9 protein-coding genes are annotated in these 6,226 nt (G+C 72.7%); 1 reads left to right on the top strand and 8 read right to left on the bottom strand.

From position 1 onward, the window contains the following. Positions 1-729, bottom strand: a 729-nt coding sequence (locus ACXJKL_RS11820) for an N-acetyltransferase family protein (RefSeq protein WP_457207244.1), incomplete at its 3' end; no start/stop codon positions are given. Between the two features lie 33 nt (positions 730-762). Here ACXJKL_RS11820 and ACXJKL_RS11815 point away from each other — a divergent pair. Then, positions 763-1,707 (top strand): aldose 1-epimerase family protein, encoded by a 945-nt coding sequence (locus ACXJKL_RS11815; RefSeq protein WP_457207243.1) that lies wholly within the window; start codon positions 763-765, stop codon positions 1,705-1,707. Between the two features lie 8 nt (positions 1,708-1,715). Here the strand turns inward: ACXJKL_RS11815 and ACXJKL_RS11810 are convergent, their stop codons facing one another. The 7 genes from ACXJKL_RS11810 to ACXJKL_RS11780 form a co-directional block, all read right to left on the bottom strand. Continuing rightward, positions 1,716-2,165 carry a PH domain-containing protein gene (locus ACXJKL_RS11810; RefSeq protein ID WP_457207242.1) on the bottom strand — a complete coding sequence of 150 codons (450 nt, stop codon included), beginning with the start codon at positions 2,163-2,165 and terminating at the stop codon, positions 1,716-1,718. Further along, positions 2,149-3,015 carry an ATP phosphoribosyltransferase gene (gene hisG, locus ACXJKL_RS11805; RefSeq protein WP_457207241.1) on the bottom strand — a complete coding sequence of 289 codons (867 nt, stop codon included), beginning with the start codon at positions 3,013-3,015 and terminating at the stop codon, positions 2,149-2,151. Before hisG ends, ACXJKL_RS11810 begins: the two co-directional genes overlap by 17 nt. Further along, complete coding sequence (locus ACXJKL_RS11800; RefSeq protein WP_457207240.1) at positions 3,002-3,265, bottom strand: phosphoribosyl-ATP diphosphatase; 264 nt, start codon at positions 3,263-3,265, stop codon at positions 3,002-3,004. Before ACXJKL_RS11800 ends, hisG begins: the two co-directional genes overlap by 14 nt. A 24-nt stretch (positions 3,266-3,289) precedes the next feature. Then, complete coding sequence (ribH, locus tag ACXJKL_RS11795; RefSeq protein ID WP_457207239.1) at positions 3,290-3,757, bottom strand: 6,7-dimethyl-8-ribityllumazine synthase; 468 nt, start codon at positions 3,755-3,757, stop codon at positions 3,290-3,292. After that, positions 3,754-5,019: a bifunctional 3,4-dihydroxy-2-butanone-4-phosphate synthase/GTP cyclohydrolase II gene (locus tag ACXJKL_RS11790; protein WP_457207238.1), complete on the bottom strand. Its 1,266-nt coding sequence runs from the start codon at positions 5,017-5,019 to the stop codon at positions 3,754-3,756. Before ACXJKL_RS11790 ends, ribH begins: the two co-directional genes overlap by 4 nt. Continuing rightward, the gene (pnuC, locus tag ACXJKL_RS11785; RefSeq protein ID WP_457207237.1) at positions 5,016-5,705 is read right to left on the bottom strand and encodes a nicotinamide riboside transporter PnuC; all 690 of its coding nucleotides are present in this window, start codon (positions 5,703-5,705) and stop codon (positions 5,016-5,018) included. Before pnuC ends, ACXJKL_RS11790 begins: the two co-directional genes overlap by 4 nt. Beyond that, on the bottom strand, positions 5,702-6,226 hold a 525-nt coding region (locus tag ACXJKL_RS11780; protein WP_457207236.1), incomplete at its 5' end, for a riboflavin synthase. The genes pnuC and ACXJKL_RS11780, both read right to left, overlap by 4 nt.

Raw genomic sequence — 6,226 nt, 5'->3', positions numbered from 1 at the left:
GCCGGACGTCCCGGACGGGGACAGCGCGTACTCGTGCACGAAGACGTACGCCGCGACCTCGCCCGGCCTCCGCTGACGCAGCACGAAGGACTGGTCGTGGCGGGTGTGCGCGGCCCTGACCATGAAGCCGTTCCAGGTCTGCTCGTCGACGGCGGTGCCGTTGGGGTAGTCGCGGAACGCCTCGTTGTGGGCGGCCCGCAGCTCCTCGGCGTCCGCCGGGTCGAACGAGGACAGGACGAGATCGGCCGGCAGGACCGGGGCCGGGAGGCCGGTGAGGTCGGAGACCATCAGGAAGTTGTGGCGGTCCACCGCCAGGCCGTGGTCCGCCAGCAGGCGGGCCTGGTCCTCGCGTCCGGCCACCGCGCGGGTCTGGAATCGGGCCGGGAAGGTCGGAGCGTCCATGTTGTGCAGCCGCCGGGCGGTGTCCAGGGCGCGRCCGAGCATCGCGGTGCCGTGCCCCTCGCCCAGACGTGCCGGGTCCACGTCGCCGAAGAGCAGGAAGTGCTGGCTGCCGTCGTGGGGCGCGCGCGGCAGGACCGCGGTGTAGGCCACCATCTCGTCGGCGTCCCAGCCGCCCTCGACCACGGCCCCTGGGTAGTCGGCCAGCAGCTCACGCACCTCGGCCGCGGACAGCTCGAAGCCGGTGGGGTGGTCGGCGGCGATGCCCGTCATCAGCGCGGCCAGCACCTCCGCGTCCGCGGTGGTCACCGGGCGGTGGGTCAGGACCATGGCGGCAGCGTAGGCGGGCCTAGGGTGTCGCGCATGTCCTCCTCACACCCCGTCGCGCCCAGCGGCGACCAGTACGAGATCTCCGCCGCCGGGTACCGGGCGGTCGTCACCGAGAGCGGTGGCGCCCTGCGCGTCCTCGAGCACGGCGGCCGAGACCTCGTGGACGGCTTCGGCGAGGACGAGATGTCCTCGGGTGGGCGTGGCCAGCTGCTGATGCCGTGGCCCAACCGGATCCGCGACGGCCGCTACTCCTTCGGCGGTCGCGACCACCAGCTCGCCCTCTCCGAGCCGAAGCGCTCGAACGCGTCCCACGGCCTGGCCCGCTGGGCGGCCTGGACGCTGGAGGAGCACACGGCCAACTCCGTGTCGCTCGTGTACCGGGTGATGGCCCAGAGCGGCTACCCGTGGGCGGTGGACCTCCACGTGCTCTACGACCTCGGCGCGGACGGGCTGACGGTGACCCAGACGGCGACGAACCTCAGCGGCGAGCCCGCGCCGTACGCCTGCGGTGCCCATCCCTACCTGTGCGTGGGCGAGGGCATCGACCACCTCGAGCTCGGCCTGCCGGCCGGCATCCGCACCCTCACCGACGACCGGCTGATCCCCGGGGAGACGGTGCCGGTGGACGCCGAGCACGACTTCCGCACCCCCCGGGTCCTCGGGACGATGGCCTTCGACGAGACGTACGGCGACCTGTCGCGCACCGACGGCGTCGCCACGGCCACGCTGCGTGACCCCGCCACCGGTCAGGGCGTCGCCCTGTGGGTCGACCAGCGGATCCCGTGGCTGCTCCTCTACAGCGCCGACGACGTCGTCGGCAAGGAGCGGAGGTCGCTGGCTGTCGAGCCGATGACGGCGCCGGCCAACGCGTTCAACTCCGGGACCGACCTGGTCACTCTGGCACCGGCGGGCGAGCCCGGCGACGAGCTGTCGGTGACGTGGGGCATCCACGCCCTCACGGAGGGCGACGAGGACTGAGCGACCCGTCAGCGGTCGATGAGGGCCCGCAGCGCCCGCACGGCGGCGCGGGCCCGGTCGCCGTCGGAGCCCTGGATAGCCAGCACCGACATGGTCGTGCCGTCGGCGAGGTCCAGGGTCGCCCACGGGGCGCCCTGCGGCAGCCGGACGGCCACCACCTGGGCCCAGTCGTACGCGTGCCGGCGGTAGCCGTTGACGACGGTCAGGCCGGCCTCGTCGGCCACCACGCGCGAGCGACCCAGCGCATACGCCACCGACCCGGCGAGCAGTCCGAGCGCCACCAGCGTCGAGCGCTGGAAGAACGTGAACCGGGCGCGGATCGAGGGGTCGAAGCCGAACCACGCGAACGCGCAGACCAGCAGCAGCATGCCGCCGAAGAACAGCACCGCGACCCGGACCCCGAGCGGTCGCCAGGTGTGCGGGAGCGCCACGACCGCGCCCTCAGATGCGGCAGGCATGGATGTCGGTGAGCAGGATCGCCCTGGCTCCGAGGTCGTAGAGCTCGTCCATGAGTCGCTGGGCACCGGCTCGCGGCACCATGGCGCGCACCGCCACCCAGCCCTCGCGACCGAGCGGGGAGATCGTCGGTCCCTCGAGCCCGGGCGTCCTGGCGACCGCGTCGTCGAGCCGGTCGCGCGAGATGTCGTAGTCCATCATCACGTAGCCGCGGGCCACCAGGACGCCCTCGATGCGCCGCATGAAGACCTCGAGACCGGGCGGGGTGTCACCGTTGCGGGCGATCACCACGGCCTGCGAGTCGAGGATCACCTCGCCGAAGGTCTCGAGCCCCGCCGCGCGCAGCGTGGAGCCGGTCTCCACGACGTCGGCGATGACATCGGCGACCCCGAGCTGGATGCTCGTCTCGACCGCTCCGTCGAGGCGGGTGACGGTGGCGTCGATGCCACGCTCGACGAGGAAGGCGCGCACGATCCCGACGTACGACGTGGCGATGCGGGTGCCCTCGAGCTCCTCGAGCGAGGAGTAGCGCCCGGCCGGGCCCGCGAAGTGGAAGCGGCTGCGGCCGAAGCCGAGCTCGCGGACCTCGACGGCCGTGGCGCCCGAGTCGCGCAGCAGGTCGCGGCCGGTGATGCCGACGTCGAGGGTGCCCTCCCCGACGTACAGCGCGATGTCACGCGGGCGGAGGTAGAAGAACTCGACGCCGTTGTCGGCGTCGACGAGGGCCAGCTCCTTGGAGTCGCTGCGCTGCCGGTAGCCGGACTCCCGCAGGATCTCCGACGCGGCCTGCGACAGGGCGCCCTTGTTGGGGACGGCGACGCGCAGGAGGCCGGTCGGCTCAGAGGTGCTCATAGACGTCCTCCAGCGTGATGTCGGCGGCGATCATCAGCACCTGCGCGTGGTAGAGCAGCTGGCTGATCTCCATCGCGGTGGCGTCCTTGCCCTCGTGCTCGGCCGCCATCCACGACTCGGCCGCCTCCTCGAGGAGCTTCTTGCCGATCGCGTGCACGCCCGCGTCGAGCTGCCGCACGGTGCCGGATCCCTCGGGTCGGGTCTGGGCCTTCTCGTTGAGCTCGGCCCACAGCTCCTCGAACGTCTTCACGGGTGGCAAGCCTACGGGCGGCGGTCAGCGCAGCCCGGCGAGGGTCCGGGCGGTGGCCAGGGCGGCGGCGGTGGCCTCCCAGCCCTTGTCCTCGCTGGAGCCCTCGAGCCCGGCCCGGTCCAGCGCCTGCTCGTCGGTGTCGCAGGTGAGGACGCCGAAGCCGATCGGGATGCCGTGGTCGAGGGCGACCCGGGAGAGGCCGTCGGTGGCCGCCGAGCAGACGTACTCGAAGTGGGGGGTGCCGCCGCGGATCACGACGCCGAGCGCGACCACCGCGTCGTGGTCCTCGGCGAGGGCGTCCGCCACCACCGGCAGCTCGAAGGTGCCCGGGACGCGCACGATCTCGGCGTCGGTCACACCGTGGGCGTCCAGGGCCCGCTGGGCGCCGGCCAGCAGGCCGTCCATCACCTCGGTGTGCCAGCTCGCGGCCACCACGGCCACGCTGAGGTCGCTGGCGTCGAACGCCGTCTCGGCGGGGGCTCCGTGCTTCATTGGTGCAGCTCCTCGGTGGTCGTGGTGACGCTGGCGGCGGCGAGGGGGTCGCCCAGGTCCGGCAGGTCGTGTCCCATGCGGTCGCGCTTGGTCTCGAGGTAGGCGCGGTTGGCGTCGGTGGGGTGCATCGCGAGCGGCACCCGCTCGGTCACCTCGATGCCGAAGTCCTCGAGGCTGGCGGTCTTGGCGGGGTTGTTGGTCAGCAGGCGCACCCGGCCGACCCCGAGGTCGCGGAGCACCTGGGTGGCCGTGCCGTAGTGCCGCGCGTCGGCGGGCAGGCCGAGGTCGAGGTTGGCGTCCACGGTGTCGCGACCGCCGTCCTGGAGCTCGTACGCCTGCAGCTTGGCGACCAGGCCGATGCCGCGGCCCTCGTGACCGCGCAGGTAGACCACGACGCCGCGCCCCTCCTCGACGATGCGGGCCATCGCCTCCTGGAGCTGCGGGCCGCAGTCGCAGCGGTGGCTGCCGAAGACGTCACCGGTGAGGCACTCCGAGTGCACCCGGGTGAGCACCGGCTCGTCGCCGGACACGTCGCCGTGGACCAGCGCGACGTGCTCGCTGTCGTCGATGGTGATCCGGTAGCCGTACGCCGTGAAGTCGCCGTGCGCGGTCGGCAGCCGGGTCTGCGCCACCCGCTCCACGTGCCGCTCGTGGCGACGCCGGTAGCGCACCAGGTCCTCGATCGAGATCATCGCCAGGCCGTGCTCGTCGGCGAAGGCGCGCAGCTCGGGCGCGCGCTTCATCGTGCCGTCGTCGTTGACGACCTCCACCAGCACGCCCGCAGGGGTCAGCCCGGCCAGGGTGGCCAGGTCGACGGCCGCCTCGGTGTGGCCGCGGCGGACGAGCACTCCCCCGTCCCGGTAGCGGAGCGGGAAGACGTGCCCGGGTCGCGTCAGGTCACCGGGCTCGGTCGCCGAGTCCGCCAGCACCCGCGCGGTGTGGGCACGGTCGCCGGCGCTGATGCCGGTGCTGACACCGTCCTTGGCATCCACCGAGATGGTGTAGGCGGTGCGCAGCTTGTCCTTGTTGTGCGGGGTCATCAGCGGGATCTCCAGGCGCTCCAGCATGTCGCCGGGCATCGGCACGCAGATGACGCCGCTGGAGTGGCGGATGGTGAAGGCCATCAGCTCGGGCGTCGCCTTCGACGCCGCGAAGATGATGTCGCCCTCGTTCTCGCGGTCCTCGTCGTCGACCACGATCACGCACCGGCCGGCTGCGATGTCCTCGACGGCCCGCTCGACGGGGTCCAGACGGACGCTCATGCGGACACCTCCTCGCGCGTCGGAGCGGCCGGGGCGATGCCGCGGGCGCTGGCCCGGATCCACACGACGAAGCCGACCACGACGAACGCGGCGTACACCAGGTACATCGCGGCCGTCGGGTAGTAGTGGGCCTGGATGAGGGTGGTGACGCCGACGACGTCCACGAGCATCCACACGATCCAGAACTCCACCCAGCCCCGCGCCATCCCGTACGTCGCGAGCATGGAGCCGGCGAGGATCCAGGYCTCGGTGGCCGGGCCCCAGGACCCGATCTCGCGCAGGACGACGAACGCCACGGCGTACGCCACGACGCCGAGCGCGAGCAGCTGTCCGCGCTCGGCCCACGACGCCCAGCGGGGGGTGATCGCCCCGCCGTCGGCGGCGCCACCGGCCCGGCGCAGGCGCGACCAGCGGACCCAGCCGTAGACGGCGACCGCGGCGAAGAACACCTGGCGTCCCGCCTGTCCCCACAGGGGGTCGGCGACGACACCGCTGAGCTCACCCGAGGCGAACACCAGGAAGAGCAGCACGTTGCCGACCAGGCCGATCGGCCAGGCCCACACGAGGCGCTTCATGCCGAGGACGGCGCTCGCGAGGCCGAACAGGTTGCCGACGACCTCGGGGACGCTGAGCGCACCCCTCGGGACTGCGATGGTGCCGTGGATCAGCCACTCGAGGAGGTTCATCGGTCCTGCTTCCTGTCCTGCGCGGGGTGGGCGAGGGGGCCGCTCCGGAGCAGCTTCTCGACGTGCTTGGCGATGATGTCGGCCTCGAGGTTGACGCGGTCGCCGACCGCGCGGTCTCCGAGGGTGGTGCGGGCCAGGGTCTCGGGAATGAGACTGACCGTGAAGCTCCGGTCGCCGGCCTCGACGACGGTGAGGCTGACGCCGTCGACGGTGATCGAGCCCTTGTCGACGAGGTACGGCGCCAGGTGGGCCGGGAGGGACACCTCGACGACCTCCCAGTGCTCGCTGGGGGTGCGCCGCAGGATCTCGCCGACCCCGTCCACGTGGCCCTGGACGAGGTGGCCGCCCAGGCGGGTCTGCGGGGTGACGGCGCGCTCGAGGTTGACCCGGTCGCCCGGCCGGGCCCCGGCCAACGAGGTCTTGTCGAGGGTCTCGGCCATCACGTCGGCCGACCAGGTGCCGTCGCCGACGTCGGTGACGGTGAGGCAGCAGCCGTTGACGGCGATGGAGTCGCCCAGGCG

The organism is Nocardioides sp. P5_C9_2 (genome assembly GCF_054049555.1).
This window is presented reverse-complemented; position numbering and strand designations above follow the sequence as displayed.

Excerpts from the sequence above, each read along its gene's own strand:
- ACXJKL_RS11815 (WP_457207243.1), top strand. The coding sequence starts at position 763 with ATGTCCTCCTCACACCCCGTCGCGCCCAGCGGCGACCAGTACGAGATC.
- ACXJKL_RS11810 (WP_457207242.1), bottom strand. The coding sequence starts at position 2,165 with ATGCCTGCCGCATCTGAGGGCGCGGTCGTGGCGCTCCCGCACACCTGG.
- hisG (WP_457207241.1), bottom strand. The coding sequence starts at position 3,015 with ATGAGCACCTCTGAGCCGACCGGCCTCCTGCGCGTCGCCGTCCCCAAC.
- ribH (WP_457207239.1), bottom strand. The coding sequence starts at position 3,757 with ATGAAGCACGGAGCCCCCGCCGAGACGGCGTTCGACGCCAGCGACCTC.
- ACXJKL_RS11790 (WP_457207238.1), bottom strand. The coding sequence starts at position 5,019 with ATGAGCGTCCGTCTGGACCCCGTCGAGCGGGCCGTCGAGGACATCGCA.